The sequence below is a fragment of the Variovorax sp. F042 genome (genome assembly GCF_057814215.1).
Genome location: NZ_JBVASX010000001.1, coordinates 1,574,463 through 1,601,045, shown reverse-complemented (window position 1 = coordinate 1,601,045; position 26,583 = coordinate 1,574,463). Strand labels below are relative to the sequence as shown.

Annotated in this window: 25 protein-coding genes and 1 pseudogene; 15 read left to right on the top strand and 11 right to left on the bottom strand. The window is 66.2% G+C overall.

Annotation, left to right across the window (positions count from 1 at the left end):
* The first annotated feature begins 20 nt into the window (after window positions 1–20).
* From ACZYSP_RS07765 to ACZYSP_RS07740, 6 genes are all read left to right on the top strand, one after another.
* Window positions 21–1,007, top strand: a complete 987-nt coding sequence (locus ACZYSP_RS07765; protein WP_093077745.1) for a PDR/VanB family oxidoreductase — start codon at window positions 21–23, stop codon at window positions 1,005–1,007.
* A gap of 166 nt (window positions 1,008–1,173) precedes the next feature.
* Window positions 1,174–2,349, top strand: coding sequence for an ABC transporter substrate-binding protein (locus ACZYSP_RS07760; protein ID WP_489013505.1), 1,176 nt, complete (start codon window positions 1,174–1,176; stop codon window positions 2,347–2,349).
* Between the two features lie 216 nt (window positions 2,350–2,565).
* Window positions 2,566–3,438 (top strand): branched-chain amino acid ABC transporter permease, encoded by an 873-nt coding sequence (locus ACZYSP_RS07755; protein WP_093051297.1) that lies wholly within the window; start codon window positions 2,566–2,568, stop codon window positions 3,436–3,438.
* Window positions 3,438–4,436 carry a branched-chain amino acid ABC transporter permease gene (locus ACZYSP_RS07750; RefSeq protein WP_093177023.1) on the top strand — a complete coding sequence of 333 codons (999 nt, stop codon included), beginning with the start codon at window positions 3,438–3,440 and terminating at the stop codon, window positions 4,434–4,436. Before ACZYSP_RS07755 ends, ACZYSP_RS07750 begins: the two co-directional genes overlap by 1 nt.
* Window positions 4,433–5,194: an ABC transporter ATP-binding protein gene (locus ACZYSP_RS07745; protein ID WP_093051289.1), complete on the top strand. Its 762-nt coding sequence runs from the start codon at window positions 4,433–4,435 to the stop codon at window positions 5,192–5,194. The genes ACZYSP_RS07750 and ACZYSP_RS07745 overlap by 4 nt, the downstream gene beginning before the upstream one ends.
* Window positions 5,187–5,891: an ABC transporter ATP-binding protein gene (locus tag ACZYSP_RS07740; RefSeq protein ID WP_093077741.1), complete on the top strand. Its 705-nt coding sequence runs from the start codon at window positions 5,187–5,189 to the stop codon at window positions 5,889–5,891. Before ACZYSP_RS07745 ends, ACZYSP_RS07740 begins: the two co-directional genes overlap by 8 nt.
* On the opposite strand, the gene ACZYSP_RS07735 is transcribed toward ACZYSP_RS07740, so the two are convergent.
* The 3 genes and pseudogenes from ACZYSP_RS07735 to ACZYSP_RS07725 form a co-directional block, all read right to left on the bottom strand.
* A complete protein-coding gene (locus tag ACZYSP_RS07735) occupies window positions 5,888–6,556 on the bottom strand; it encodes a DsbA family protein (protein ID WP_489013501.1) in 669 nt (222 codons plus the stop codon). The genes ACZYSP_RS07740 and ACZYSP_RS07735 overlap by 4 nt on opposite strands.
* Window positions 6,550–7,443, bottom strand: a pseudogene (locus ACZYSP_RS07730) (MBL fold metallo-hydrolase); the annotation flags it as partial. The gene ACZYSP_RS07735 and the pseudogene ACZYSP_RS07730, both read right to left, overlap by 7 nt.
* Window positions 7,444–7,578: 135 nt before the next feature.
* Window positions 7,579–8,481, bottom strand: a complete 903-nt coding sequence (locus ACZYSP_RS07725; RefSeq protein WP_097198718.1) for a LysR family transcriptional regulator — start codon at window positions 8,479–8,481, stop codon at window positions 7,579–7,581.
* A 100-nt stretch (window positions 8,482–8,581) separates the two neighbouring features.
* Here ACZYSP_RS07725 and ACZYSP_RS07720 point away from each other — a divergent pair, with 100 nt between their 5' ends.
* From ACZYSP_RS07720 to ACZYSP_RS07710, 3 genes are read left to right on the top strand one after another with little or no spacing between them, the layout of a single operon-like run.
* Window positions 8,582–9,529 (top strand): hydroxymethylglutaryl-CoA lyase, encoded by a 948-nt coding sequence (locus ACZYSP_RS07720; protein WP_489013498.1) that lies wholly within the window; start codon window positions 8,582–8,584, stop codon window positions 9,527–9,529.
* Window positions 9,526–10,734 (top strand): CaiB/BaiF CoA transferase family protein, encoded by a 1,209-nt coding sequence (locus ACZYSP_RS07715; protein WP_489013496.1) that lies wholly within the window; start codon window positions 9,526–9,528, stop codon window positions 10,732–10,734. The genes ACZYSP_RS07720 and ACZYSP_RS07715 overlap by 4 nt, the downstream gene beginning before the upstream one ends.
* Before the next feature lie 39 nt (window positions 10,735–10,773).
* Window positions 10,774–11,760, top strand: coding sequence for a tripartite tricarboxylate transporter substrate binding protein (locus tag ACZYSP_RS07710; protein WP_097198720.1), 987 nt, complete (start codon window positions 10,774–10,776; stop codon window positions 11,758–11,760).
* Window positions 11,761–11,770: 10 nt separating this feature from the next.
* Here ACZYSP_RS07710 and ACZYSP_RS07705 read toward each other — a convergent pair whose 3' ends face one another.
* From ACZYSP_RS07705 to rpoD, 3 genes are all read right to left on the bottom strand, one after another.
* A complete protein-coding gene (locus ACZYSP_RS07705) occupies window positions 11,771–12,901 on the bottom strand; it encodes an HPP family protein (RefSeq protein WP_489013493.1) in 1,131 nt (376 codons plus the stop codon).
* A gap of 19 nt (window positions 12,902–12,920) precedes the next feature.
* Entirely contained in the window at window positions 12,921–14,156 is a 1,236-nt protein-coding gene (locus tag ACZYSP_RS07700) for a multidrug effflux MFS transporter (protein WP_093051261.1), read from the bottom strand.
* Window positions 14,157–14,245: 89 nt separating this feature from the next.
* On the bottom strand, window positions 14,246–16,432 hold the full coding sequence (rpoD, locus tag ACZYSP_RS07695) for an RNA polymerase sigma factor RpoD (protein ID WP_256216814.1): 2,187 nt from the start codon (window positions 16,430–16,432) through the stop codon (window positions 14,246–14,248).
* Between rpoD and ACZYSP_RS07690 the strand changes: the two genes are divergently transcribed.
* Window positions 16,425–16,757, top strand: a complete 333-nt coding sequence (locus ACZYSP_RS07690; RefSeq protein WP_256216812.1) for a hypothetical protein — start codon at window positions 16,425–16,427, stop codon at window positions 16,755–16,757. The two genes, rpoD and ACZYSP_RS07690, sit on opposite strands and share 8 nt — an antisense overlap.
* 123 nt (window positions 16,758–16,880) lie before the next feature.
* Here the strand turns inward: ACZYSP_RS07690 and dnaG are convergent, their stop codons facing one another.
* On the bottom strand, window positions 16,881–18,905 hold the full coding sequence (gene dnaG, locus ACZYSP_RS07685) for a DNA primase (protein WP_093077946.1): 2,025 nt from the start codon (window positions 18,903–18,905) through the stop codon (window positions 16,881–16,883).
* An 82-nt stretch (window positions 18,906–18,987) separates the two neighbouring features.
* Between dnaG and ACZYSP_RS07680 the strand changes: the two genes are divergently transcribed.
* Window positions 18,988–19,935 (top strand): YihY/virulence factor BrkB family protein, encoded by a 948-nt coding sequence (locus tag ACZYSP_RS07680; RefSeq protein WP_093051254.1) that lies wholly within the window; start codon window positions 18,988–18,990, stop codon window positions 19,933–19,935.
* Here ACZYSP_RS07680 and ACZYSP_RS07675 read toward each other — a convergent pair.
* The gene (locus tag ACZYSP_RS07675) at window positions 19,883–20,641 is read right to left on the bottom strand and encodes a 3-hydroxyacyl-CoA dehydrogenase (RefSeq protein ID WP_426389355.1); all 759 of its coding nucleotides are present in this window, start codon (window positions 20,639–20,641) and stop codon (window positions 19,883–19,885) included. The genes ACZYSP_RS07680 and ACZYSP_RS07675 overlap by 53 nt on opposite strands.
* 130 nt (window positions 20,642–20,771) lie before the next feature.
* Window positions 20,772–21,323 carry a phasin family protein gene (locus ACZYSP_RS07670; protein WP_093077725.1) on the bottom strand — a complete coding sequence of 184 codons (552 nt, stop codon included), beginning with the start codon at window positions 21,321–21,323 and terminating at the stop codon, window positions 20,772–20,774.
* A gap of 229 nt (window positions 21,324–21,552) precedes the next feature.
* On the opposite strand from ACZYSP_RS07670, the gene ACZYSP_RS07665 reads away from it, so the two are divergent.
* Window positions 21,553–21,999 (top strand): acyl-CoA thioesterase, encoded by a 447-nt coding sequence (locus tag ACZYSP_RS07665; protein ID WP_093051245.1) that lies wholly within the window; start codon window positions 21,553–21,555, stop codon window positions 21,997–21,999.
* A 33-nt stretch (window positions 22,000–22,032) separates the two neighbouring features.
* Here the strand turns inward: ACZYSP_RS07665 and ACZYSP_RS07660 are convergent, their stop codons facing one another.
* Complete coding sequence (locus tag ACZYSP_RS07660; protein ID WP_093051242.1) at window positions 22,033–22,440, bottom strand: hypothetical protein; 408 nt, start codon at window positions 22,438–22,440, stop codon at window positions 22,033–22,035.
* A 47-nt stretch (window positions 22,441–22,487) separates the two neighbouring features.
* Window positions 22,488–22,721, bottom strand: a complete 234-nt coding sequence (locus ACZYSP_RS07655) for a CsbD family protein (protein WP_093051239.1) — start codon at window positions 22,719–22,721, stop codon at window positions 22,488–22,490.
* A gap of 178 nt (window positions 22,722–22,899) precedes the next feature.
* On the opposite strand from ACZYSP_RS07655, the gene pncB reads away from it, so the two are divergent.
* From pncB to ACZYSP_RS07640, 3 genes are read left to right on the top strand one after another with little or no spacing between them, the layout of a single operon-like run.
* Window positions 22,900–24,120: a nicotinate phosphoribosyltransferase gene (pncB, locus tag ACZYSP_RS07650; RefSeq protein WP_093177037.1), complete on the top strand. Its 1,221-nt coding sequence runs from the start codon at window positions 22,900–22,902 to the stop codon at window positions 24,118–24,120.
* Between the two features lie 37 nt (window positions 24,121–24,157).
* Entirely contained in the window at window positions 24,158–25,576 is a 1,419-nt protein-coding gene (locus ACZYSP_RS07645) for a sodium:proton antiporter (RefSeq protein ID WP_489013488.1), read from the top strand.
* 25 nt (window positions 25,577–25,601) lie between these two features.
* Window positions 25,602–26,582 (top strand): 2-hydroxyacid dehydrogenase, encoded by a 981-nt coding sequence (locus ACZYSP_RS07640; RefSeq protein ID WP_489013486.1) that lies wholly within the window; start codon window positions 25,602–25,604, stop codon window positions 26,580–26,582.
* Window position 26,583: the final 1 nt, after the last annotated feature.

The following is a 26,583-nucleotide window of genomic DNA, read 5'->3' as shown; positions in this document are numbered from 1 at the left end:
TCTTTCGTGTTGCTCCCCCGATGAAAAGCGATCTTCAATGGATGCAGGCGCAAGTCGTTGCGCTGCGCGACGTCACGCCCACCGTGCGCGAATTCGAACTGCGCCCCGATGGCGGCTTTGCCGAATCCCATGAGCCCGGCGCCCACCTGCAGGTGCAGGTGCTGACGGCGCAGGGCAAAGTGCAGACCCGCTCGTACTCGCTGGTGGGCGAGGGCGACGGCCAGTGCTGGCGCATCGCCGTCAAGCGGCTCGACGACGGCCGTGGCGGTTCGCTCGCGATGTGGCGGCTGGCCGTGGGCGACCGCCTGCAAGTGAGCGCGCCGCAGAACCACTTTCCGCTCGACCTCTCGGCTCCCGGCTACCTGCTGGTGGCGGGCGGCATCGGCATCACGCCGCTGGTACTGATGGCGCAGCGGCTGGGCGCACATGCAAGGCGCACCGGCGTGCCGGTGAAGATGCTCTACGGCGCGCGGCATGCGGGCGAGCTCGGCTATCTGTCGCATCTGCAGGAAGCATTGGGCGAGGGCGTCGAAGCGCATGAAGGCTCGGCCCCCATCGACTTCGCCGCCGCCATCGCGGCACTGCCGCCCGGCGGCCAGCTCTACACCTGCGGCCCGGTGCCGATGCTCGAAGCCGTCAAGCGCGCGTGGCACGCAGCCGGCCGTGCCATCGAAGACCTGCGCTTCGAAACCTTCGGCAGCAGCGGCCGCCTGGCCACGCAGTCATTCCAGGTGCGAATTCCCCGGCACGACCTGGCCATCACCGTGCCGGCCGACTGCACGCTGCTCGAAGCCCTCGACGCAGCCGGCGTGCAGACGCTCTCGGACTGCAAGCGCGGCGAATGCGGCCTGTGCGCCATGGACGTGATCGCCGTCGACGGCGAGATCGATCACCGCGACGTGTTCCTCAGCGAGCACGAGAAGAAGTCGACCACGCGCATCTGCGCCTGCGTGTCACGCGCCGTGGGCACTCTCACGCTCGACTCCGCCTACCGCGCCGACAGCTGACGCGCGCGCTCCGCAGGCCGCCTTGCGCGATGATCGCGCAGTTCATTTGGCAATCGCGCAACAAAGGTCAACGGTAATGGCCGGCTAGGTGATTGCCTGCTCCGCCGGATGTTGCAAAGTGTTGAAAATAGCCCCGGTTCGCGTTCCGCCCCTCAAAGGAAAAAACATGCAAAGACGCCATCTCATCCAGACCGCCGCCCTCTCGGCACTTGCGCTTTCAATGTCGCTGGCCAGTGCCCAGGACGCCAACAAGTTCAAGATCGGCCTGATCCTTCCGATGACCGGCCAGTCGGCCTCCACCGGCCGCCAGATCGAAGCCGCCGCGCGCCTGTACATGGCCCAGAACGGCGACACCGTGGCCGGCAAGAAGGTAGAGCTGATCGTCAAGGACGACACCGGCCTGCCCGACGTGACCAAGCGCCTCGCGCAGGAACTGGTGGTGAACGACAAGGTCAACGTGCTGGCCGGCTTCGGCCTCACACCGCTGGCGCTGGCCGTGGCGCCGATTGCCACGCAGTCGAAGACGCCCGAAGTGGTGATGGCCGCGGCCACGTCGAGCATCACCGAGGCTTCGCCCTACATCATCCGTTCGAGCTTCACGCTGCCGCAGGTGTCGGTGGCCATGGGCGACTGGGCGCCTAAGAGCGGCGTGAAGACGGTCGTCACGCTGGTGGCCGACTACGGCCCGGGCAACGACGCCGAGAAGTTCTTCAGCGAGCGCTTCCAGCTCAACGGCGGCAAGGTGCTCGACAAGCTGCGCGTGCCGCTGCGCAACCCCGACTTCGCGCCGTTCCTGCAGAAGGTGCGCGACGTGAAGCCCGACGCGCTGTTCGTCTTCGTGCCCTCGGGCGCGGGCGCGGCGGTGATGAAGCAGTTCCTCGAACGCGGCATGGACAAGGCCGGCATCAAGATGATCGCCACCGGCGACGTGACGGATGACGACCAGCTCAACGACATGGGCGACGGCGCGCTGGGCGTGGTCACCTCGCACCACTACTCGGCCGCGCACCCCTCGGCCATGAACAAGAAGTTCGTCGAGGCCTTCGAGAAGGCCAACCCCAAGATGCGCCCCAACTTCATGGCCGTGGGTGGCTATGACGGCATGCGCGTGATCTACGAAGCGCTCAAGACCACCAAGGGGCAGGGCGGCGGCGAAGCGCTGCTGGCTGCCATGAAGGGCCAGGTCTTCGAGAGCCCGCGCGGCCCGGTGCTGATCGATGCGCAGACGCGTGACATCGTGCAGGACGTGTACCTGCGCAAGGTCGAGAAGAAGGACGGGCAGCTCTACAACGTCGAGTTCGATGTGATCAAAGGCGTGAAGGACCCAGGTAAAGCCAAGTGAGGCTTGTCTCTGGGGGGCGTTGTTGTTCGGGGCGCGATCACGCCGACGGGGTACCTTGCTCCGCGAATGTCCCCCGGCCTTCGGCCTCCTCCTTTATTTCGCTGCGCAAGGCACCCCATCGGCGTGATCTTTCAGAGCAGTCGTTGATCGGCCGGCATAAGCACGCACCCCGAACGAAACGAACAGCCCCAGAAATAGCTTCGTAAAAAACACGACATGCTGACCATTCTTTTCGACGGCATCGCCTACGGCATGCTGCTCTTCGTGCTGGCGGTAGGCCTCGCAGTGACGCTCGGCCTGATGAATTTCATCAACCTCGCGCATGGCGCTTTCGCCATGGCGGGTGGCTATCTCACGGTGTTCGCGATGCAGAAGTTGGGCGTGCCCTTCCTGGCCTGCCTGCCGCTCGCATTCATCGTCGTCGCGCTGGCCGGGGCCTTGCTCGAACGCACGCTCTACCGGCCGATGTACGGCAAGCCGCACCTCGATCAGGTGCTCTTTTCCATCGGCCTTGCCTTCATGGCGGTGGCGGCCATCGACTACTTCGTGGGCTCCTCGCAGCAGAACGTGCAATTGCCCGAATGGCTGCGCGGGCGCACCGAGATCGGCGACGGCGCGCTGCTGCTGGGCATGGGGCACTACCGGCTCTTCATCATCGGCGTGTGCGCTGTGCTCACGGTGGTGCTGCAGCTCATTCTCTCGAAGACGCGTTTCGGCAGCCGGCTGCGCGCTGCGGTCGACGACCCGCGCGTGGCGTCGGGCCTGGGCATCAACGTGAACATCGTGTTCCTGCTGACCTTCGCCGTGGGCTCCGGGCTCGCGGGGCTGGGCGGCGCGCTGGGCGCGGAGATCCTTGGTCTCGACCCGACATTCCCGCTGAAGTACATGATCTATTTCCTGATCGTGGTGTCGGTCGGCGGCACCTCGTCGATCACCGGGCCGCTCGCGGCGGCGCTGCTGCTTGGCATTGCCGACGTGGCGGGCAAGTATTTCATTCCGAAGATGGGTGCATTCACCGTCTACCTGCTGATGATCATGATCCTGATGTGGCGGCCCCAGGGCCTGTTCACTCGCAAGGGAGGCCGTTGATGAGTGCGCCTTCCACCACCGAGTTTCAGTCGGCCCTGTTGCGCAAGGCGCGCTGGCACCCGCTCGAATTCGTGGCCTGGGCAGTGGCCTTCGCGCTGCCGCTCGTCATGCCTTCGCACTCGCTGCTGGTCAACGAGATCGCCATCGTCGCGCTGTTCGCGATGTCGCTCGACCTGATTCTTGGCTACACCGGCATCGTGTCGCTGGGCCATGCCGCCTTCTTCGGCTTCGGCGCGTATGCCGCGGCGCTGTTCGCCAAGCTCGTGATGCCGGACCCGACCGTGGGGCTGGTGATCGCGACCGTGCTGTCGGCATTGCTGGGCCTCGTGGCGAGCGTGACGATCTTGCGCGGCAGCGACCTCACGCGGCTGATGGTCACGCTCGGTACCGCGCTGCTGCTGCTCGAACTCGCCAACAAGCTCGACTGGCTCACCGGCGGCGCCGACGGCCTGCAGGGCGTGGTGATGGGGCCGGTGCTCGGCCTGTTCGAGTTCGATCTGTACGGCCGCACGGCCGCCTGGTATTCGCTGGCCGTGATGCTGGTGCTGTTCCTCGTGATGCGCCGGCTCGTGCATTCGCCGTTCGGCGCCACGCTCAAGGCCATCCGCGACAACCGGCTGCGTGCCATGGCGATCGGCGTTCCGGTCGTGTCGCGGCTCGTGGTGATCTACACCGTGGCGGCGGGCATCGCCGGCGCCGCGGGCGCGCTGCTGGCGCAGACCACCGGCTTCGCCTCGCTCGACGTGCTGGCCTTCGACCGTTCGGCCGACGTGCTGCTGATGCTGGTCATCGGCGGCGTGGGCTGGCTCTATGGCGGCGTGGCGGGTGCCATCGTGTTCAAGCTGCTGCAGACCTGGCTGTCGGCCGTGACGCCGCAGTACTGGATGTTCTGGATCGGCCTGATCCTGGTGCTGCTGGTGCTGGTGGGGCGCGACCGCCTGCTGAAGCCGTGGACATGGTTCGGCTTGGGCGGCAAGAAGAAGGGCGGTGCCGCATGACCGACACCGTGCTTTCGACCCACGGCCTCGTGATGCGCTTCGGCGGCATCACGGCCACCAACAACGTGACGATGGAACTCAAGCGCGGTGCACGCCACGCGCTGATCGGCCCCAACGGAGCGGGCAAGACCACGCTGATCAACCAGCTGACGGGCGTGCTCACGCCCACCGAAGGCCGCATCACGCTGCTGGGCGAAGACATCACCACGCTCGCGCCGCACAAGCGCGTGGCGCGCGGGTTGGTGCGCACCTTCCAGATCAACCAGCTCTTCGACTCGATGACGCCGCTCGAAACGCTGGCGCTGGTCGTGTCGCAACACCAGGGCATCGGCGCGCAATGGTGGCGGCCGCTCGGCGCCAGCAAGGCGATTGCCGAGCGCGCGGGGCAACTGCTCGAACAGTTCCACCTGGGCGATGTGGCGCAGCAGCAGGTGAAGCACCTGGCCTATGGCAAGCGCCGCCTGCTGGAGATCGCGATTGCGCTGGCCTGTGAGCCGCGCGTGCTGCTGCTCGACGAGCCCGTGGCGGGCGTGCCCGCCGGCGAGCGCGAAGAACTGCTGCAGACCGTGGCCGCGCTGCCCGCCGATGTGTCGGTGCTGCTGATCGAGCACGACATGGACCTGGTGTTCAGCTTTGCCGACCGCATGACGGTGCTGGTCAACGGCACGCTGCTGACCGAGGGCGACCCCGAAACCATCGCCAACGATCCGAAGGTGAAAGAGGTCTATCTGGGCCACGGGGAGAGCGCCCATGTCTGAGCTGCTGCGAATAGAAAACCTGAGCGCCGGTTACGGCGAGGCCGTGGTGCTGCACGACGTGGCGTTCGCGCTCGGCGAAGGCCAGACGCTGGCGCTGCTGGGCCGCAACGGCACGGGCAAGACCACGCTGATCAACACGCTCGCGGGCGCAACGCGCCAGCACGGCGGCAGCATCACGCTGGGCGGCCAGGCGCTGCACAAGCTCGCGCCGCATCAGCGCGCGGCAGCCGGCATCGGCTGGGTGCCGCAGGAGCGCAACATCTTCAAGTCGCTCACGGTGCACGAGAACCTCACCGCGGTGGAGCGGCCCGGCAAGTGGAGCCCGCAACGGGTCTACGAAATGTTCCCGCGCCTTGCGGAGCGCAAGACGAACCTGGGCACGCAGCTCTCGGGCGGCGAGCAGCAGATGCTGGCCGTGGGCCGTGCGCTGGTGCTGAACCCGAAGCTGCTGCTGCTCGACGAGCCGCTCGAAGGCCTCGCGCCGATCATCGTGGAAGAGCTGCTGCGCGCCATCCGCCGCATCACGCAGGACGAGGGGCTGGCCGCGATCATCGTGGAGCAGCATCCGCAGGCGATCCTCGCGATTTCCGACGAAGCGGTGGTGCTGGACCACGGGACCATCGTGCATACCGACAAGGCCGCGACATTGCGCACGCAGCCTGAAGTGCTCGACCGGTTGCTGGGCGTCGCGCGCTAGACGAGTTCCGCCAGGCGCGCCTTCCAGTCTTCCGCGCGGCCGAGCCATGGGCCGATGTCGATGCGGCTGGCGCGGCCATCGGGCTGCGTCAGCACGAAGGTCGGAAAGCCCTGGCCGCCAGCGCGCTGCAGGAACTGGCGGCTTTCGGCGAAGTGCCGTGCGGTCGATTCGCCCGACAGGCGTTCGAAGGCCGACGCGAAGGCTTCGGCGTCGAAGCCGAGTTCGGCGGCGATCGCCTTCAGCACCTGCTCATCGGCGATGCGCTGGCCTTCGACGTAGTGCGCTCGCTGCAGGCGATGGATCATGTCCAGCCCGCCGCCTGCCCGCAGCGACTCGGCCCCGAGGATGGCGGTGGTCGGCGGCTCGGAGTCCATCGTCGCGCCGGTGTCGCGCAGCAGTCCCTCGAAGTAGCCTTCACCGAAGGGCTGGCCCGTGAGTTCCGCGATGCGCCGGTCGTGCGGCATCACGTACTCGCGCCACTGCGGCGTGATCGAGCGGCGGTTGGCGCCGGTCATCATGCCGCCGCCGTGGAACTCGACCTTCAGGCCGGGCACGCTGCGCGCCGCGTCGACCAGCGGCGCGGCGGCGTAGCACCAGCCGCACAGCGGATCGAAGATGTAGTGGAGCGTGGCGCCTTCATTCGCGCCTTCGTTCATTGCGGCCATTTCATTTCTCCCTTGATGACCTTGGCGCCGAGTTCCAGCGACGAGGCGTCTTCCAGCTTCGGATAGCGCTTCTTCATTGCGGCGATCAACGCTGCCGAGTCCTTGGCCTTCGCGGCTTCGGTCTCGAAGGCCTGCAGATAGCTTCGCGTGAATTTCACCGAGGCGAGCGAGTAGGGCGCGCTGCCGTCGGCATTCGGCAGGTAGTGGCCGGGCACCACGGTCTTGGGTTGCAGGGCTTCGATGCGGCCCAGCGTCTTGATCCAGTCGCGGCGCGATTCGGGCGTTTGCGTGTCCGCCACCCACACGTGGATGTTGGCCGACACTGGAATGCCGCCGACCACCGCCTTCAGCGAGGGAATCCACGCGAAGCTGCGCTCGGGCGTGGGGCTGTCGAGGCCGACGACCTGGATCTTGCGACCTTCGAGCGTGAGGCTGTCACCGGCCAGTGCTTCGGGCACGATCAGCGCCTTGGGCGCGTTGTCCTTCAGGATCGGTCCCCAGTGCGCGAGCTTGCCGTCCTTCGAGGCCTGGATGGCGGCCACGGTCTGGGGCGTGGCGACGATCTTCGCGTCGGGGAAGGCGGCCTGGATCACGTCGAGGCCGAAGTAGTAGTCGGGGTCGCTGTGGCTGATGTAGACCGTGGTGAGCTTCTTGCCCGTGGCTTTGATCTTCTGCACCAGCGCCTCGGCGTCGTTGCGCTGGAACTGCGCGTCGATCAGCACGGCTTCGGTCTGGCCGGTGACGATTTCCGAGGAGACCGGAAACATCGACTTCGTGCCGGGGTTGTAGACGTCGAGTTTGAGCGGCTGGGCAGCCTGCGCGGCGAGCGGAGCAAGGCTCAGGGTGGTGGCGAGGGCGGCGGCGGAGAGGAGGGCTCTGCGGAACATGCGGTGGTCTTTCTGTGTGTGGTGTGAAGGAGTGACAGCTCTGACCTCTCGAATGTAGGTTGCGTGAATCGAAATAAAAACCTGCTCCAGGGCAATGAATAGTTTCGGATTTCGGTCGAATGGCGTGCTTGGCCGTCAATCCGTGGCGCGCCGCTCCAAGTGCGCGACCAGCAATTGCGCGGACGGCGACAGCGCCGCCTCACTGCGGAAGCAGATCGCAAAACGCCGCCGCGCCCACGCATCGGTAAGCGGCATCAGGCGCAACCCGAAGGCATCGGTGAAGGGCCGCGCGACCTCCGCCGGCACCACGCTGATCGCCAGCCCGGCGCGCACCACGCGCAGCGCCGCATCGAAGTTGGACACCAGCACGCGGTAGACCAGCGGCTTGCCCGCCACCGCCGCCTCGCGCGCCAGCATCAGTTGCACCGCGCTGAGCGCGGGCATGCCGACGAATTCATGGTCGAGCACCTGCTCGAAGCGCACGTGCTCGTGCTTCGCCACCGGGTGCGAGGGATGCGCGACGATGGCGAGGTGGTCGGTGCGGTAGTCGCGCCGCTCCAGGCCTTCGAGGTCGGCCGCGTCCCAGCACAGGCCGATGGAGGCGCTGCCCTCGCGAATGCCGCGCACGATCTCGGGGCTCACGCGCTCTTCCATGTCGACGCGGATGTTGCGGTGCGCCGGGTCTTGCAGAAAGTCGGCCACGTCCTCGGCCAGCGATTCGGCCATGACCGAGGCCGAGGCCAGGATGCGTACGTGCCCGCGCGCGCCGCCGGCGTAGGCGGCCATGTCGCGCTCGATGCGATTCACGCTGCCGAGCATCGCGCGGGCGTGCTCCAGCAGGGTTTCGCCGGCTGGAGTGGGCAGCACGCCGCGGCGCTTGCGCAGCAGCAGCGGCGTGCCGACGGCTTCTTCGAGCTGGGCCAGCCGCTTGCTGATGGCCGAGCCGACGATGCTGGCCTGTTCGCCGGCGCGCGCGATGCTGCGCGTTTCGCAAACGGCGACGAACAGGCGCAGGGTGGTCAGGTCGAGGTCTCTCATGATGTTCCGTTCTGGAATCAGATGGCTTCCAAAATATACCTTGTGGATCAAATCGGAACTTCTAACATCGACTCCGTACCCTCACGACGGAGACAAAGTCTTGATTCACGCCTTCCTGCCGCCGCGCGCGGTCGTCCGCGAAGTGGGCCTGCGCGATGGCCTCCAGAGCATCGCCCGCGTACTGCCCACCGAACGCAAGCTCGAATGGATCCGCGATGCGCACGCGGCCGGGCAGCGCGAGATCGAAGTCGGCTCGTTCGTGCCGGCGCACCTGCTGCCGCAATTGGCCGACACGGCCGAGTTGCTGGCGTACGCGAAGACGCTGCCGGGGCTCTTTGCCTCGGTACTCGTGCCCAACGTCAAGGGCGCCGAACGCGCCATTGCGGGCGAGGCCGACCTGATGGTCGTGCCGCTTTCGGCCAGCCACGCGCACAGCCTTGCCAACCTGCGCAAGACGCCCGACGAGGTGGTGGCCGAGGTCGGGCGCATGCGCGCGGCGCGCGATGCGGCGGGCTCGAAGACGCTGATCGACGGCGGCGTAGGCACGGCCTTCGGCTGCACGCTGCAGGGCCATGTCGCGCCCGACGAAGTGCTGCGGCTGATGCAGGCGCTGCTCGATGCGGGCGCTGACCGCGTGAGCCTCGCCGACACAGTGGGCTATGCCGATCCGGCGATGGTGCGCAGCCTGTTCGAGCGCGCCTTGCGCATCGCGGGCGACCGGCTGTGGTGCGGCCACTTCCATGACACGCGCGGCATGGGGCTCGCGAATGCGTATGCCGCGCTGGAGGTTGGCATCACACGCTTCGACGCCTGCCTGGCCGGCATCGGCGGCTGCCCGCACGCGCCCGGCGCCAGCGGCAATGTCGACACCGAAGACCTCGTCTTCATGCTCGAGAGCATGGGCGTTGCGACCGGCGTCGATCTGCCGAAGCTGCTCGACCTGCGCCGACGCGTGGCGAGCTGGCTCGAAGGCGAAACCTTGCAGGGCACGGTGTGGCGCGCGGGCTTTCCGAAGACCTTTGCCGCGACGGCGGGAGTCACGGCGTGAGCGCGGCAAAGACCGGAGAAAAGCGACTGCCGCTCACCGGCATCCGTGTGGTCGAGTTCACCCACATGGTCATGGGCCCCACCTGCGGCATGGTGCTCGCGGACCTGGGCGCGGAGGTCATCAAGGTCGAGCCCATCGATGGCGACCGCACGCGACACCTGCTGGGCGCGGGCGCGGGCTTCTTCCCCATGTTCAACCGCAACAAGAAGAGCATCGCGCTCGACCTGCGGCACCCGCAGGGGCTGGAAGCCGCGCTGCGCCTGTGCGCCACGGCCGACGTGGTGGCGCAGAACTTCAAGCCCGGCACCATGGACAAGTACGGCCTGGGCTACGCCGCGCTCGGCAAGCTCAACCCGCGCCTCGTGTACGTCAACCACACGGGCTTCTTGCCCGGCCCTTATGAGCACCGCACTGCGCTCGACGAGGTGGTGCAGATGATGGGTGGGCTGGCCTACATGACCGGCCGCCCCGGTGATCCGCTGCGCGCGGGCACCAGCGTCAACGACATCATGGGCGGCATGTTCGGCGCCATTGGCGCGATCGCCGCGCTGATGCAGCGCGCCGAGACTGGCAAGGGGCAGGAGGTGCAGTCGGCATTGTTCGAGAACAACGTGTTCCTGGTCGGGCAGCACATGCTGCAGTACGCGATCACCGGGCAGGCCGCTGCGCCGATGCCCGATCGCATCTCGGCCTGGGCGCTGTACGACGTGTTCACCGTGAAGAACGGCGAGCAGATATTCCTGGCCGCCGTGAGCGACGCGCAGTGGAAGACCTTCTGCGACGCGCTGGGTTTCGACGACCTGAAGGCCGACCCCGCCCTGCGCACCAACAACGACCGCGTGCGCCTGCGGCCCACGCTGCTGGCCGACTTGCGTGAGCGCCTGGCAGGCCGCTCGGCGGCGGAGCTTTCGGCGATCTTCGAGGCCAGCGGGCTGCCGTTCGCGCCGATCACGCGGCCCGAAGACCTCTACGACGACCCGCATCTGAAAGCTACCGGCGGCCTGGCCGACATTCGCCTGCCGGACGGTGAGCGTGCCGGAGAAATGGCGCAGACGACGCTGTTCCCGATCACGCTCGGTGGCGAGCGCCTCGGTGTGCGGCTGCATCCGCCGACGCTGGGCGAGCACACGCGCGAGCTGCTGGCCGAACTGGGCTACGCGAGTGAGCAGGTCGATGCGCTGCACGCTGAATCGGCCGTAGCCTGAGCAGAGTGACTTTTCAAGAACATAAAGAGAGACAAAACCATGACCCAGACACTTCCCTCGATGAACCGCCGCGCGGTGCTCGGCCTCGGTGCGTGCGCCGCCGCCGTGGCCGCATGCCCCGCGCTTGCGCAGGGCTCCGACAAACCCATCCGCTTCATCCTGCCGATCAGCGCGGGTTCAGGCGTCGACACCATCGTGCGCGCTGCATCGGTCGCGCTCGGCAAGGCCTTCGGCCAGCCGGTGGTGATCGAGAACCTGCCGGGCGCGGGCGGCATCACCGGCGCCGCGGCCATCGTCAAGGCCGCGCCCGACGGGCTCACGCTGGGCATGGTGTCGAACAACCACGTCATCAACCCGGCGGTGTTCAAGAAGATGCCCTTCGACGCGATCAACGATGTCACGCCGATCAGCGTGGTGGGCGCGACGCCGCTGGTGCTGGTGGTGAACCCGAAGCTGCCCGCGAAGAACGTGAAGGAACTGGTCGCGCTGCTGCGCGCGAAGCCCGAGGGCTACAACTACGCCTCGTCGGGCAACGGCACCATCATTCACCTGGCCGGCGAAATGTTCATGGACGAGGCCGGCGTGAAGGCGCGGCACATTCCCTACAAGGGCACCGGGCCGATGGTGACCGACATGATCGCGGGGCAGGTCGAGATGGGCGTGGTTGCGCTGCCGGCCGTGCAGCAGCACATCAAGAGCGGTGCGCTGCGCGCCATCGGCCTGTGCGGCGCGACGCGTTCGCCGGCTGCGCCGGACATCCCGACCATCGCGGAGCAGGGGCTGCCGAACTACGCGGTCGAAGGCTGGTTCGCGGTGATCGGGCCGCCGAAGATGCAGGCGGCCGATGTCCAGCGTGTGCACGACGCGGTGGCCGCTGCATTCACCAGCGCCGAAGTGCGCGATGCGATGGACAAGCAGGGCAACGTCATCAAGCCCACGACACCGGAGCAGGCCGCGAGCTACTTTCGCAGCGAGGCCGCGCGCTATGCGGCGCTGGTGAAGAAGGCGAACGTGGTGCTTGAGTGAGGAGCGGCTCTTACGCCGGCCCCACAGCGCGATAGAGGGCGCGCACGAAGTCCGACTGCGTGATCATCCCCGCGAGGCGTTTCTCGCCATCGATGATCGGGATGTGGTGGTGGCCGCCCTCGGAGAACAGCGGCACCAGGTCGACCACGGGCCGGTCGGCGCTGGCCACGCGCACCTGCCGCGTCATGATCTGGCCGACCACCTCGGGCTTGTTCGACATCACGGTGCGCGTGGCGCGGATCAGGTCGCGCAGCTTGCCGGCGATGCCCTCGTGATGCTGCAGGTCGAGCTGGCGGAAGAAGTCGGCCTGCGTGACGATGCCCACCACGCGGCGCGTGCGGTCGGTGATGGGCAGGGCCTTGATGCGGCGCTCGTGCATCAGCGCCCACGCTTCCTGCAGCGGCGTGCCGAACTCCACCGAGACCGGCGTGCGCGACATGATGTCGGCGCAGTGCAGCGTGCCCAGCCGCCGCTTGTACGACTCGAGCTCGGTCTGCTGGATCAGCGATTGGAGGTCGTCTCGGCTGATGTCCAGCACCTGGTTGTAGCGGGCCAGCACGGCGTCGATGTCGGCCTGGCTGAAGCGCGCATCGGACGCAGGCGGGCGAGCCACCACCTGCACATGCGGATAGCGCCGTCCGGTCAGCGAGTTGTAGGCCACGCCGGCCAGCACCAGCAGCAGCGAGTTGGTGAAGAAGGGGAAGAGGGCGGACGAAAAATGCGTGGTATGTGTCAGCACCGCGAGCAGGGCCGCGGCACCACCCGGCGGGTGCAGGCAGCGTGCGCTGAACATCAGGCCGATGGCAGCAGCCACTGCAACGGCGGCGCCCAGCGCCGGGTCGGGAATCCAGTTGGCGGCCGCAATGCCGACCACCGCCGACAGCGTGTTGCCGCCGATGACCGACCACGGCTGCGCGAGCGGACTGGCCGGCACAGCAAACACCAGCACGGCGCTGGCACCCAGCGGCGCGATCAGCCAGACGGAGGCGGCGAGCGGGCCGGCCATCCATCGGCACAGCAGTGCCGTGACCAGCAGGCCGAGGCCCGCACCCGCCACCGCGCGCAGGCGCTCGCGGGCATCGACGGTGGTGCGGCCTGGCAGCCAGGCGCGCGCATGAGTCAGGAATGCTTCGAAGCGCATCGGAACGTCGCCCGCGTTCTCAGCCTTCGTGCGCCACCATGCGCCCGATCTCTGGCCAGCGGTCATGCAGCCACACCCAGGCGACAAGGCCGATGGCGAGCATGCCCATGGAGGTCAGTGCCAGCGCGAGCGTCGAATGCATCACCAGCGGCGCCACCGCGCCGGCCACGATGCCGTTGGCGGTGGAGCCGATCACGGCCTGCAGCGAAGAGGCCATGCCGCGGCGCTCGGGGTGCAGATCGAGCACCAGCAGCGTGACCACCGGCACCATCAGCGCCCAGCCGAAGGCGAACACCGCCAGCGGCCACAGTGCCCAGGCCACGTGCGCCTGGAAGAAAGTGTTGGCCACCACGTTGACCACCGAGGTGGCCAGCATGATGACGAAGCCGTCGCGGATCTGCCGCTTGGGCGCGACCTTGCCGGCCATGCGGCCGCTGGCGCGCGCGCCGAGCATGATGCCGCCGATGGTCAGCAGGAAGAACCAGAAGAACTGCTGCGGCTGCAGCGCGAGGTGGTCGCCGAGGAATGCGGGCGCGGCCAGCACGTAGAGGAACATGCCGTTGAAGGGCACGCCGCTCGCAAAGGCCAGCAGCAGGAAGCGCGGGTCGGAGCACAGGTCCCAGTAGCCGCGCATCAGGTGCCGCACCTGGAAGGGCTGGCGGTGGTCCTTGTGCAGCGTCTCGGGCAGCAGCTTGTAGTTGGCAGTGAACAGCACCACGCCCACCGCCACCAGGAACCAGAACACCGCATGCCAGCCCGCGTGCACGAACAGGAAGCCGCCCACGATGGGCGCGATGGCCGGCGCCACGCCGAAGTAGATCGTGACCTGGCTCATGACCCGCTGCGCCTCGGCCGGCGGGAACATGTCTCGGATCACCGCGCGCGAGACCACGATGCCGGCGCCGGTCGACAGGCCCTGCAGCCCGCGGAACAGCACCAGCTGCGTGATGTTCTGCGAGAGCGCGCAGCCCAGCGAGGCCAGCGTGAACACGGCCAGGCCCCACAGCACCACGGGGCGGCGGCCGAAGCTGTCCGACAGCGCGCCGTGGAACAGGTTCATGAACGCGAAGCCGAACAGGTAGGCCGAAAGCGTCTGCTGCATCTCGGCCGGCGTCGCGCCGATGGACTGCGCGATGCCCGAGAAGGCCGGGATGTAGGTGTCGATGGAAAAGGGCCCGAGCATGCCGAGCACCGCGAGCAGCACGGCAAGCGCCCAGCGCGGGGCCTGCCAGAGTTTGTCTGCATCGGGATTCATGAGGTTTGCTCCGTTCTTTTTATCGCGAAGGCCAAAAAAGAAAGCGCCCTTGCGGGCGCCTCCTCGTCGGGAAATACCGGGAGACCGGCTTAGAGCGTATCAATAAAGCTGCGCAGCTTGTCCGAACGCGACGGATGCTTGAGCTTGCGCAGTGCCTTCGCCTCGATCTGGCGGATGCGCTCGCGGGTCACGTCGAACTGCTTGCCGACTTCTTCCAGCGTGTGGTCCGTGCTCATTTCGATGCCGAAGCGCATGCGCAGCACCTTGGCTTCGCGCGGCGTGAGGCTGTCGAGGATGTCCTTGACCACGTCGCGCAGGCCGGCCTGCATCGCGGCTTCGATAGGAGCCGTGTTGCTGCTGTCCTCGATGAAGTCGCCCAGGTGCGAATCGTCGTCGTCGCCGATGGGGGTTTCCATCGAGATCGGCTCCTTCGCGATCTTCATGATCTTGCGGATCTTGTCTTCCGGAATCTCCATCTTCGCGGCCAGGATGCCGGCGTCGGGCTCGAAGCCGAACTCCTGCAAGTGCTGGCGCGAAATGCGGTTCATCTTGTTGATCGTCTCGATCATGTGCACCGGGATGCGGATGGTGCGCGCCTGGTCGGCAATCGAGCGGGTGATGGCCTGGCGGATCCACCACGTGGCGTAGGTCGAGAACTTGTAGCCGCGACGGTATTCGAACTTGTCGACCGCCTTCATCAGGCCGATGTTGCCTTCCTGGATCAAATCGAGGAACTGCAGGCCGCGGTTGGTGTACTTCTTGGCGATGGAGATCACGAGGCGCAGGTTGGCCTCGATCATTTCCTTCTTGGCATCGCGCGAAGACGATTCGCCTTCGTTCATGCGTTTGTTGATGTCCTTCAGCTCGGACAGCGGCACCACCACGCGCGACTGGATGTCGGCGAGCTTCTGCTGCAGTTCCTGCACTGGCGGGATGTTGCGCGCGAGCACCGTGCTCCAGGGCTTGCCGGCGGCGGCCTGCTTCTCGACCCACTTCAGGTTGAGCAGGTTGGAGGCGATGCGGTTGCCGTTCTTGTCGTAGCCGCTGAAGTCGCGGATGAACTCGTCCTGCGGGAAGCCGCACTTGTCCACGATGATGCGGCGCAGTTCGCGTTCCTTCTTGCGAACGTCGTCCACCTGCGTGCGCACCAGGTCGCACAGCTTCTCGATGGTCTTGGCGGTGAAGCGGATGGTCATCAGCTCGTCGGACACGGCCTGCTGGGCCTTGACGTACGCCGGCGTGCCGTAGCCTTCCTTCTCGTAGATCTTGTGGATCTTCTCGAACATGCTGGCGATGCGGTCGAAGCGATCGAGCGCTTCACGCTTGAGTTCCTCGAGCTTCTTGGTCAGGGCCTTGGAGCCGCCCTTGCCGTCGTCGTCGTCTTCCTCGTCGAACTCGTCGAAGTCTTCTTCGGCCACGTAGTCGTCGGCCTCGTTGGGGTTCGAGAAGCCGTCGACGATGGTCGAGATGACGACCTTGCCTTCACGGATCGTTGCGGCCATTTCGAGGATCGCGGCGATGGTGGCGGGGGAGGCCGAAATGGCTTCCATCATGGCCATCAGGCCGCCTTCGATGCGCTTGGCGATTTCGATTTCGCCTTCGCGCGTCAGCAGCTCGACCGTGCCCATTTCGCGCATGTACATGCGGACCGGGTCGGTGGTGCGGCCGAATTCGCTGTCCACCGTGGAGAGCGCGGCTTCGGCTTCTTCCTCGGCTTCTTCCACCGTGGTGGCGGTGGGCGCGGTGTTGTTCAGCAGCAGGGTTTCGGCGTCGGGCGTCTGCTCGTACACCGCCACGCCCATGTCGTTGAGCATGGTGACCACGACTTCCATGGTCTCGGCGTCGACCAGCTTGTCGGGCAAGTGGTCGGAGATTTCGCCGTGCGTGAGGTAGCCGCGGGTCTTGCCCAGCGTGATCAGGGTCTTCAGGCGCGAGCGGCGCTTGGCCAGGTCTTCTTCGGAGAGCACGGTCTCGTCGAGGCCGAACTCCTTCATCAAGGCGCGTTCCTTCGCCTTGCTGATCTTCATGCGCAGCGGCTTGACCTTCTCTTCGGTGGTCGTCGCAACCGCGGGCTCGTCGCCGGCCAGGTCGTCCTCGATGTCCGACAGGTCGACGTCGCTCTCGGGGGCTTCCTTGTCAGCCTTGGGCTTGCGGCCGCGCTTGGCGCCGGTGGCGGGCGTGGCGGCGCCGGCGGCCTTGGGCGGGCGGCCGACTTTCTTGGCTGCGGGGGCGGCTGCTTTTTTGGGATCGTCGAGAGAGGTCGATTTCGTGGGCACGGTTTTCACTTTCGTTGCGGCTGCCGATTTGGATGCGGCGGCGGCCGTCTTGGTTGCCGGCTTCGCGCCGGCTTTCAACGGTTTTTCTGCTGCGGGCTTGGTGGCGACGCTTTTGGCAAGTGAAGGAGCAGGCTTCTTTGAACTGGGCATACGACCTCGTTACGGCAAGAAAGAACAAGCGGGATCACAGGCGCACCGTCACGCGGACAGCGCCACCACAGCCCGTGCACAGGCACGGACTAAAAACAAATGGGAAAGAGGAATTAATTCCTCAACAGGCAAGATGTCGGGCGAACATTTGGTATGCAGTCCTTGCGGTTATTGACCCTTTCCGCCGGAATTTACCGTTGGAGTGCGTTGCGCTAGGGGTCGGCCCGGAGGTGCTGCTGTCGCTCTTGCCTAATTTCGCCAGTTGCGAAGCCCTACATTATAGCGTGTTGCGCAAATTTCAAGCAGTTTCTGAACCCGAGGCGCGCAGACGGGCGCGCAATTCGAGCCGCCGGGTTTCCAGCGCCTTGTAGCGTTCCAGGGCTTTCGGGTCTTTTCCCACGGCGGCGATGGCCTCGCTCTGCTGGGCCTTGAGAAGGTCGTCGAGCATGAAATCGAGCACGCTGGAGAGTTCGCGGGCGGCGTCGGCCAAGTGCTGCGCCTCCTCGCCCTCGGGCACCGGACCGGCCTCGGAGACGGACATCAGCCGCTCGGCCAGCGGCTCGAAGTCGAGTCCGCGCATGCCTTCGCGCAGGGCCGCCCAGGGCTGGACGCCGTGCTCGTGCAGCTGGCTGTCGAGCCAGGTGAAGAGCGCGCCGTGCGAGCCGGGCAGGTCGCACAGCATCACGTGGAGCTCGTGCGACAGGGCTTCCCATTGCGCCATGTTCGACAGCAGCAGCCGCACCGCCACATCCGGGCGGCTGGGCGGGGCACCGCGTCCGCGCAGGGGCTCGATGGGTTCCTCGAACTTGCCGCCCCAGCGCTTGCCCTTGACGAACTTGCGCGGCTGGAACTTGGGCTTGCTATCGCTTTCATAGCGCGGCGGTTCAAAGTCCTGCGGCGGGGGCATGTCCGGGTAGTAGTCGTCACCGCCACCACCGCCGCCGTAGCCGGAAGGCTCGCCTTGGCGCTGCGGCGCGGGTGCGCCGCCGGCCTTGCGCGGGCCCGGCGTGGAGGCCCAGAGTTCCGACAGCGCCGGCGCGTCGAGCTGCACCAGCGTCGCGATCTCGCTCAGCAACTGTCGCTTGAGGGCACCGTCGGGCATAGCGCTCCAGAGCGGGCGCACGTTGCTCGTCATGTGGGCGCGGCCCTCGGCGGTGGTCAGGTCGCAGCCTTCGCGGGCGGCTTCGAGCATGAAGCGCGACAGCGGCGTGGCCTCGTTGACGAAGCGGGCGAAGGCCTCGGCGCCGTGCTCGCGGATGAAGCTGTCGGGGTCGTGCTCGGCTGGCAGGAACAAAAACTTGATGCTGCGCACGTCGGTGGCGTAGGGCAGGGCACCGTCGAGCGCCTTGCGCGCGGCGCGGCGACCGGCGGCGTCGCCGTCGAAGCTGAACACCACCGATTCGGTGAAACGGAAGAGCTTCTGCACGTGCTCCGTAGTGCAGGCGGTGCCGAGCGTGGCCACCGCGTTCGGAAAACCGAGCTGGGCCAGCGCCACCACGTCCATGTAGCCCTCGGTGACGAGCGCATAGCCGCGGTCGCGGAAGGCGGCGCGGGCTTCATAAAGGCCGTAGAGTTCGCGGCCCTTGCTGAACACCGGCGTTTCGGGCGAGTTCAGGTACTTGGGCTTCTCGTCGCCCAGCACGCGCCCGCCGAAGCCGATGCATTCGCCCTTCACGTTGCGGATCGGGAACATCACGCGGTCGCGGAAGCGGTCGTAGCGCTTGGCTTCTTCGTCGCTGAGCTTGCCTTCCTCGTTGTTGACGATCACCAGCCCGCTCTCGGCGAGCAGCGGGTCGTCGTAGTCGGGGAAAACGCTGGCCAGCGCGCGCCAGCCGGCCGGCGCATAGCCGATGCCGAACTGCTTGGCCACCTCGCCCGAGACGCCGCGGCCCTTCAGATATTCGATGGCGCCGGGTGCCTGCCGCAGGTGCTTGCGATAGGCGTCGCCGGCTTTTTCGAGCACGTCGGTCAGCGTGGCCTGTTTCTGGCGCTGGCTGGCGGCGCGGGCGCGCTCGGCGGGAGAGGCGTCGTCCTCGGGCACCTGCAGGCCGTACTGGCCGGCCAGGTCGTGCACCGCCTCGACGAAGCCCATGCCCGCATGCTCCATCAGAAAGCCGATGGCGTTGCCATGCACCCCGCAGCCGAAGCAGTGATAGAACTGCTTGGTCGGGCTGACGGAGAAAGAGGGCGATTTCTCACCGTGGAACGGGCACAGCCCCATGAAATTGGCGCCGGCCTTCTTGAGCTGCACATAACGGCCGACGATCTCGACCACATCGGCGCGCGCGATGAGTTCCTGGATGAATGAAGCGGGGATGGTCATGTAGGCGAAGAGCGGCAAATCATACGCAAGCGGGCGAAGGCTGGCGGCCGGGCGGCATACTGAAAGCGACCGGAATCCATGCATGACGACGCCCAAACCCCTGCAACACATCGCGCCGCTGCTGCGCCACCCCCTGAGATTCGCCTGGGATGCGCTCAAGGAATTTCGCGCCAACCAGGGGCTGCTGCTCGCAGGGGCGGTGGCGTACTACGCGCTGCTTTCCATCGTGCCGCTGCTGATCGTGAGCGTGATCGCGCTGTCGCACGTCATCGAGCAGGCCGAACTGCTGCGCACCATCGGACAGTACCTGGGCTGGCTGCTGCCGGGGCAGTCGAAAGCCATCGTGGCCGAACTGTCGAGCTTCCTGGACCATCGCGACGTGCTGGGGCCGGTGCTGCTGGTGACGATGCTTTTCTTCAGCTCGCTGGCCTTCAGCGTGCTCGAAAGCGCCATGGCGGTGATCTTTCACCACCGCAAGGCCGACCACAAGCGCCACTTCCTGGTGTCGGTGGCCATGCCCTACATCTACATCCTGTGCCTGTGCGTGGGGCTGCTGCTGGTTACGCTAGTGTCGGGCGCGTTGCAGCTGGTGGGGCGGGAAAGCGTCGACCTGCTGGGGCGCAGCTGGTCGCTGTCGGGCGTTTCGGGGCTGCTGCTGTACCTGCTGGGGCTGGGCGGCGAGATCTTCATGCTGACCTCGCTCTACCTCGTGATGCCGGCCGGGCGCATGTCGCTGCGCCATGCGCTGCTGGGCGGCGTGACGGCCGCGCTGCTGTGGGAGGCCACGCGGCGCGTGCTGATCTGGTACTTCTCGACCTTGTCGCAGGTGAACGTGGTCTACGGTTCGCTCACCACGGCCATCGTGGTGCTGCTGAGCCTGGAGATCGCCGCCACGCTGGTGCTGCTCGGGGCCCAGGTGATCGCGAACTACGAGCGCCTGGACCGCACCGGCAGCGCGAAGCCGCCGGCTTCCGAGGTCAGCGGGGAGCCAATCGAATCGCTCCGTCCAGGCGAATCACCTCGCCGTTGAGCATGTCGTTCTCGATGATGTGCTTCGCCAGCTTGGCGTAGTCCTCGGGCGTGCCCAGGCGGGAAGGGAAGGGCACGCTGGCGGCCAGCGCGTCCTGCACTTCCTGAGGCATGCCGAACAGCATGGGCGTGCCGAAGATGCCGGGGGCGATGGTCATGTTGCGGATGCCGCTGCGCGCGAGGTCGCGGGCGATGGGCAGCGTCATGCCGACCACGCCGCCCTTCGAGGCGCTGTAGGCCGCTTGGCCGATCTGTCCGTCGTAGGCTGCGACAGAGGCGGTGGAAATCAGCACGCCGCGCTCACCCGTGGCTTCGGGCTCGTTCTTGCCCATGGCGTCGGCCGCGAGCCGGATCATGTTGAAGCTGCCGATCAGGTTGACCGTGACGGTCTTGCTGAACACGGCCAGCGCGTGCGGGCCATTCTTGCCCACCGTCTTCTCGGCCGGCGCAATGCCAGCGCAGTTGACGAGGCCGACCAGCTTGCCAAGCTTGAGTGCGGCGGCCACGGCCGCCTGGCCGTCGGCTTCCTGGCTCACGTCGCATTTGACGAACACGCCGCCAATTTCCTTTGCAACGGTTTCGCCCTTGTCAGCCTGCATGTCGGCGATCACCACCTTGGCGCCGTTGGCGGCCAGCATGCGCGCCGTGCCTTCGCCGAGGCCCGAAGCACCACCGGTCACGATAAAAACCTTGCCATCGATCTGCATTGAAGTCTCCTGGATGAGACCCGCATTATCGAAGACGCCTCGCCGGGCCAAAAAAAAGGCCTCATCCGAGGATGAGGCCCTGAATTGGATCCGTGAGGACCCAAGGAGACAACTGGTGGTGGTCGGCGGCTTAGCGCTTGCGCGAAGCGGTCGCGGTCTTCGCGGCGGCAACGGCTTGCGTCGACACGGCGTTGAAGTTGGCTTCGGCGACGTCCGACGCTTGCTTGACGGCCTTTTGAACCGATTCGAAAGCGTTGTTGGCAGCAGCCACGGCGCTCTTCAGCACGGCAACGGCGGTTTCCGAACCGGCGGGGGCGTTCTTGGAAGCGCTGTCGACCAGGCCGACGAAGGCTTGCTGGGCTTCAGCAGCCTTGGCTTCGAAAGCCTTGGAGAACTCGGCGCCGGTGCCTTGGGCGATGTCGTACAGGTGACGGCTGTAGGCAGCGGTCTTTTCAGCCAGGGGCTGGAACAGGCTGGCTTGCAGCGTCAGCAGTTCTTGTGCGTCCTTGACGCTCAGGGCAGCCTGGGCGGTGTTCTGGGCTTCGGCCAGGGCGGCCTTCGAAGCGGTCACGTTCAGTTCGACGAGCTTCTCGACGCCTTCGAAAGCCTTGGTGGTCAGGCCGAACAGGGTTTCGAGGTTTGCTTTTTGGGCGGCGAGGATTTGGTCAGCGGTCAGGGCCATTTGGGATCTCCAGAAGGGATGATTGAGTGGTCGGTTCACGTTGCGCTGTCTCGCCGTCTATGTTGCGGTGCAGCATGGCCCCAAGTATAGGCAGCTGAGTTTTGCGATCAAGGGGTTTTTGCTGCCCTGCAGCAATTTAGAAGCCGTCTTCTAAATTCGGCCGCCGGGCGGGCCCGTTCAAGTCCAAAGCCGCCTTCGACGGCAACGGCCGCTGGCAAAATGCCGCGCGATGAGCAGCGCCCCCACCAAACCCACCCCGCACGTACGCAGCAGCTACAGCGCCTTCCGCAGCATCCCGACGCGCTGGGCCGACAACGACATGTACGGCCACGTCAACAACGTCGTCTATTACAGCTGGTTCGATACGGCGGTGAATGCTTTGCTGATCGAGCGCGGCGCGCTCGACATCCACCAGGGCCAGGTCATCGGCTTCGTGGTGGAGACGCAGTGCAACTACTTTGCGCCGATCGCGTTCCCGCAGACGGTGGAAGCGGGCATCCGGGTGGCCCAGGCGGGCCGATCGAGCGTGCGATACGAGATTGCGTTGTTCGCCGAGGGGGCAGACACCGCCGCGGCGCAAGGCCACTTCGTCCACGTCTACGTGGACCGCGCCACGCAGCGGCCGGTGGCGCTGCCCGAGGCGCTGCAGCGGGTGGTCGATTCGCTCAGGAACTGACCTGAGCAACCGAGGCCCCCCGCCGCGAAGACCTTACATGGCCTTCTTCATGGCCTTGATGTCGGCCTTGCCTTGGGCTTCATCCGCCTTGGCCTGCTTCACGCATGCGGTCTTGGCTTCGCCCTTCTGGTCGTCGCACTTTTCCTTCGCGACTTCGTAGGCGGCCTTCACCTTCTCTTCAGCCACGTTGCGGGCGTGGCTGTCGCTCGGCTGGTACTGCTGCTCGAGCTCCGCCTTGGCAACGTCTTCCTTGCCCTTGGCTTCCTTCTGGCAGACGTCCTTGGCGTTGTCCTTCATCGTGTCGCACTGGGCCTTGGCGACCTTGTAGTCGGCCTCGATCTTTTCCTTGGCGACCTTGTATTCGTCCTTGGTCATGGCGCTGGCCTGCGTGGCCACGAAGCAGGTGGAGGCGAGAGCCAGCATGAGGAGGTGCTTTTTCATGGTTGTTTTCCTTCGGGGAGTTGATGAAATCGAGGGGCGCTCAGCGCTCAGTAGCGTTCGAACCAGAGCGCGTCCGGCGAGCGGCCGTCGCGCGATTCCCAGTCCTTGACCTGCTTTTCGGCTTCCTCGCGGCTGATGCCGTGGCGTTCCTGGATGCGGCCGAGCAGCTGGTCGCGCTTGCCGGCGATGACGTCGAAGTCGTCGTCCGTCAGCTTTCCCCATTGCTCCTTGACCTTGCCCTTGAGCTGTTTCCAGTTGCCTTCGATGGTGTCCTTGTTCATGCGAATCTCCTTTGAGACGGTTGATTCGACGGGCTGTGTTCGCCGCCGTGAAATCACTGTCGCGGGGCTGATTCACCCTCCCGGTAGGACGTGCTGTTCAGGCCCCGTAGGCAGAGGCCGACGCGCCCCGTGATAATCGAACGGCCGCCGAAAAGTTTGAGACACCGCGCCCAGCACCATGATCATTCACAGCCTGCTCGACACCGACCTCTACAAGTTCACGATGATGCAGGTGGTCCTGCATCACTTCCCGGGGGCCCGGGTCGAGTACCGCTTCAAGTGCCGCAACCCCGGTGTCGACCTGGCCCAGTTCGCGGGCCAGATCCGCGACGAGGTGCGCAGCCTCTGTTCGCTGCAGTTCCGCGATGCCGAGCTGTCCTACCTGCGCTCGATGCGCTTCATCAAGAGCGACTTCGTCGACTTCCTCGGGCTCTTCCGGCTCAACGAGAAGTACATCAACATCATTCCCCAGCCCTCGGGCGAGCTCGAGATCCGCATCAAGGGGCCATGGCTGCACACCATCCTGTTCGAGATCCCGGTGCTGGCCATCGTCAACGAGGTCTACTTCCGCAACACGCAGAAGAAGCCCGACATCGCCGAAGGCCGCCGCCGTCTCGAAACCAAGATCACGCAGCTGCAGGACGCTGGCCTCGCCGACCTGAAGATCGCCGACTACGGCACGCGCCGCCGCTTCTCGAAAGACTGGCATGAAGAGGTGCTGCGCACTCTCACCGCCCGCCTCGGCGCCGTCACTTCGCCGCCGGTGCAGGCGCCGCCCGGCACGCGGTTGCCGCAGCTCGCGGGCACCAGCAACGTGCTGTACGCGATGAAGCTCGGCCTGATCCCGCTGGGCACCATGGCCCACGAATACCTGCAGGCCTGCCAGGCGCTCGGCCCGCGGCTGCGCGACAGCCAGATCTTCGGTTTCGAGAGCTGGGCGCGCGAGTACCGCGGCGACCTGGGCATCGCACTGTCCGACGTGTACGGCATGAGCGCCTTCCTGCGCGACTTCGACCTGTACTTCTGCAAGCTCTTCGACGGCGCGCGGCACGACAGCGGCGACCCGTTCCAGTGGGGCGAGCGCATGCTGGCGCACTACATCGCCAACCGGGTCGACCCGCGCACCAAGACGCTGATCTTCAGCGACGGCCTCACGGTGCCGCGCACCATCGAGCTGTACCAGCAGTTCCGCGGCCGCTGCCAGCTGGCCTTCGGCATCGGGACCAACCTCACCAACGACCTGGGCTATGAGCCGCTGCAGATCGTCATCAAGATGATCCACTGCAACGACCAGCCGGTGGCCAAGCTGTCGGACACGCCGTCCAAGAACATGTGCGAGGACGAAAAATACCTGGCGTACCTGCGCCAGGTGTTCGAAATCGAACAACCTCCGGCTTGAAGGCTGTACTGACCTGTCTGGTACGGTACAGCCCCCCATGCAAAAAACGATTCGACTGAAGGCGGCCGCAGTGTCGCTGCCGCTGCTTTTTCTTCCCGCCCTGGCTTCGGCCGCCGACTTCGACGGCGGCAGCCTCTCGCCGCTGTGGGGCGTGCCGTTTGCAGGCATCCTGTTGTCGATCGCGCTGTTTCCGCTGCTCGCGCCTGCGTTCTGGCACCACCACTACGGCAAGATCTCCGCGGCCTGGGCGCTGGCATTCCTGCTGCCCTTTGCCGGGGCCTTCGGCGTGCAGCTTGCCGGCGTGCAGCTCGTGCATGCGCTGGTGGCCGAGTACATCCCGTTCATCATCCTGCTGACGGCGTTGTTCACCGTGGCGGGCGGCATCCACATTCGCGGCAACCTGCATGGCGCACCCGGCCTCAACACGGCGATCCTCGCCATCGGCGCGGTGCTTGCGAGCTTCATGGGCACCACGGGCGCATCGATGCTGCTGATACGGCCACTGATCCGCGCCAACGACAACCGCGTGCACAAGGTGCATGTGATCGTGTTCTTCATCTTCATCGTGTCGAACGCGGGCGGTGCGCTCACGCCGCTGGGCGATCCGCCGCTGTTCCTGGGTTTCCTGAAGGGCGTGGGCTTCTTCTGGACCGCGCAGAACATCCTGCCTGAAACCTTGTTCATCCTCGGCGTGCTGCTGGCGCTGTTCTATGCCATCGACCGCCACTACTACCGCAAGGAAGGCGTGATGCCGGTCGATCCGACCCCCGACACGCCCGGCATCGGCTTCGACGGCGCTGCCAACTTCTGGCTCCTGGGCGGCGTGGTCGCGCTGGTGCTGCTCAGCGGCTTCTGGAAATCGCCCGTGGCCTTCGACGTGTTCGGCACCGAGGTCGGCCTGCCAGGGCTGGTGCGCGACGTAGGGCTGGCGTTGATCGCGGTGGTCTCGTACAAACTCACCGCGCCCAAGGTGCACGCCGACAACCAGTTCGAGTGGGAGCCCATGGCCGAAGTGGCCAAGTTGTTCGCAGGAATCTTCCTGACCATCATCCCGGTGATTGCGATGCTCAAGGCCGGCACGCAGGGCCCGTTCGGCGCCATCGTCTCGGCCGTGACGCGCGCCGACGGCCAGCCCGATCCGGCGATGTACTTCTGGGCCACCGGTGTGCTGAGTTCCTTCCTCGACAACGCACCGACCTACCTCGTGTTCTTCAACACCGCGGGCGGAGACCCGGCGGCGCTGATGACCACCTACGCCTCCACGCTGGCTGCCATTTCGGCTGGCGCAGTGTTCATGGGCGCCAACACCTACATCGGCAACGCGCCCAACCTGATGGTCAAGGCCATCGCCGAGAGCCGCGGGGTGCGTATGCCGAGCTTCTTCGGCTACATGGCGTGGTCGGTGGCCATATTGGTTCCGCTGTTCGTCATTTGCACCTTCATCTTCTTCCGCTGACCTTCCTTCGCAGAGAGACAACATCATGAGCAAGCCCAAGATCCTGGTCGCGCGCGCGATCTTTCCCGAGACCATCGAACGCCTGTCGCAGCATTTCGAGGTCGAGTCGAACCAGTCGGACGAGAGCTGGAGCAAGGAACAGCTGATTGCCAAACTGCAGGGCAAGCAGGGCGCCTTCACCACCGGCAGCGAGCGCATCGACGCCGCCGTGCTCGACGCCTGCCCCGACCTGAAGATCTGCGCCAACATGGCCGTGGGCTACAACAACTTCGACGTCGATGCCATGGCCGCGCACGGCGTGCTCGGCACCAACGCGCCCGACGTGCTGACCGAGACCACCGCCGACTTCGGCTTTGCACTGCTGATGGCCACGGCACGCCGCATCACCGAGAGCGAACACTTCCTGCGCGCGGGCAAGTGGCAGAAGTGGAGCTTCGACATGTTCGCGGGCTCCGACATCCACGGCTCGACGCTGGGCATCATCGGCATGGGCCGCATCGGGCAGGGCATTGCCAAGCGCGGCGCGCACGGCTTCGGCATGAAGGTGATCTATCACAACCGCTCGAAGCTCGACGCGGCGCTCGAAGCCGAATGCAAGGCCAGCTACGTGAGCAAGGAAGAGCTGCTCAAGACGGCCGACCACGTGGTGCTGGTGGTGCCTTACTCGCCGGCTTCGCATCACACCATCGGTGCGGCCGAGATCGCGCTGATGAAGCCGACCGCCACGCTCGTCAACATCGCGCGCGGCGGCATCGTCGACGACGCGGCCCTGGCCGTGGCCCTGCGCGAAAAGCGCATTGCCGCCGCTGGCCTCGACGTGTTCGAGGGCGAGCCCAAGGTCCACCCCGACCTGCTGACCGTGCCCAACGTGGTGCTGACACCGCACATCGCCAGCGCCACCGTGCCCACGCGCCGCGCCATGGCCGACCTCGCGGCGGACAACCTCATCGCGTACTTCGGCGGCAAAGGGCCGCTGACGCCCGTGACGCCAGTGCCCGGCAAATAGG